Consider the following 1,394-nt stretch of genomic DNA (forward strand, 5'->3'; position numbering starts at 1 on the left):
GCGGCGGGGCCGTCCCCGCGTGCGCGAGACGCGTTCCCTAGGACGGCAAGGTAGAGGGCACCATCACGGGCCACCCCCGCGTGCGCGGGGCGCGTGCTTCCCGAACCGCGGGCCTACCCCTCGCGCAGGATCCTCACCAGGCGGGTCGTCCGCTCCTTCGCCGCGTTCTCCCGCACACCGGTCTCCAGCCCGCCGCCGGTCGCGTCCACCAGCGACACGTGCCGCGTCGCCCGGGTCAGCGCCGTGTACACCTGTGGCCGCGACACCGGCACCTCCGGCGGGAACACCGCCACCACGGCGGGCCACCGGCCCCCGTGCGCGGCGGCCACCGTCACCGCCCAGCCCGGGCGCAGCGCCGCCGGGTCGGTCACCTTCACCCGACCGCCGCCGACCAGCTCCACCACGGCACCGCCGCCCACCTCGCGCAGATGACCGGTGTCACCGGGCCCGTAGCCGGGGCCCTCCGCCGTGAACAGCACCCGGTCGCCCACGTCGAACCCGCCGTGCGCACCCGGCCCCGGGTTCAGCCTCTCCTTGCACGCGGCGTTGACCGCCCGCGCACCGGCCGGGCCGTCCTCCCGCGCGGTCACCACCTGCACGTGCTCGGCCCCGATCCCCAACGCGCGCGGAATCGAGTCCGTCACCAGCTGCACCACCCGGTGCACCGCCTCCTCTGCCGACGCCGCCGGAACCCGCACCACCTCGCGTCCGGGCGCCTCCACCTCGGGAACCCCGCCCGAGGCCACGCCCGCCGCCAGCTCCGCGATCGGCCCCGGCGCGTCGTCGTCGGCCACCTCGGCCACGTGCGCGGTCCGCGACGCGGCGATGTCCACCACCACCTGGCCCGGTGTCGCCGAGGGCGCCTGGTTCGGGTCGGCCAGCAGCACCAGGTGCGCGTCGTCCGCGCACACCGAAGCCAGTTCGGCGGCACGGGCCGCGCCCACCGACATCGCCTCGCACAGCACCACGAGACCGGCCTTCAACGGGGCCTGCGCCAGGAGCGCGGGCAGCGACACCGCCCGCACGGGGGACTGACCGTCCTCGCCGGGCCCCTGCTGGTCCTGCTGTCCCTCGTGGCTCTGTTGACCCTCCTGGCCCTGTTGTACCTGCTGACTCCGCTGTTCCGGCTGCTCCCGGCTCTCCCGCGCTTCGCCAGCCTCTTCGGACTCCTGCGCGTCCGGAGCCTCCTGCGTCGCCGGGGTTTCCTGCGAGTCCGGAGTGTCTTGTGTCTCCGAAGCCACCTGTGTGTGCGAAGCCCCCTGCGCATCCGAGGCCGCCTCAGCGCTCTCGTCCCCCCGCGCCGCTTCGTCCTCCCCGGCACCCCGGGTCTCCTCGGCGGCCCCGGCCTCCGGTGCCCCTCCGGCACCCCCGGAAACCCGCGCTCCCTCGGAACC

The 1,394-nt window shown here is 75.9% G+C and carries 1 protein-coding gene; it reads right to left on the reverse strand.

Annotated features, from left to right (window positions below):
- Nucleotides 1–113 precede the first annotated feature (113 nt).
- Nucleotides 114–1,394, reverse strand: a 1,281-nt coding sequence (locus DQW06_RS26245; RefSeq protein ID WP_232833165.1) for an ATP-dependent RecD-like DNA helicase, incomplete at its 5' end; no start/stop codon positions are given.

Origin of the sequence: Nocardiopsis sp. TNDT3 (assembly GCF_003427465.1) — a bacterium.
GTDB classification, from domain to species: domain Bacteria; phylum Actinomycetota; class Actinomycetes; order Streptosporangiales; family Streptosporangiaceae; genus Nocardiopsis; species Nocardiopsis dassonvillei.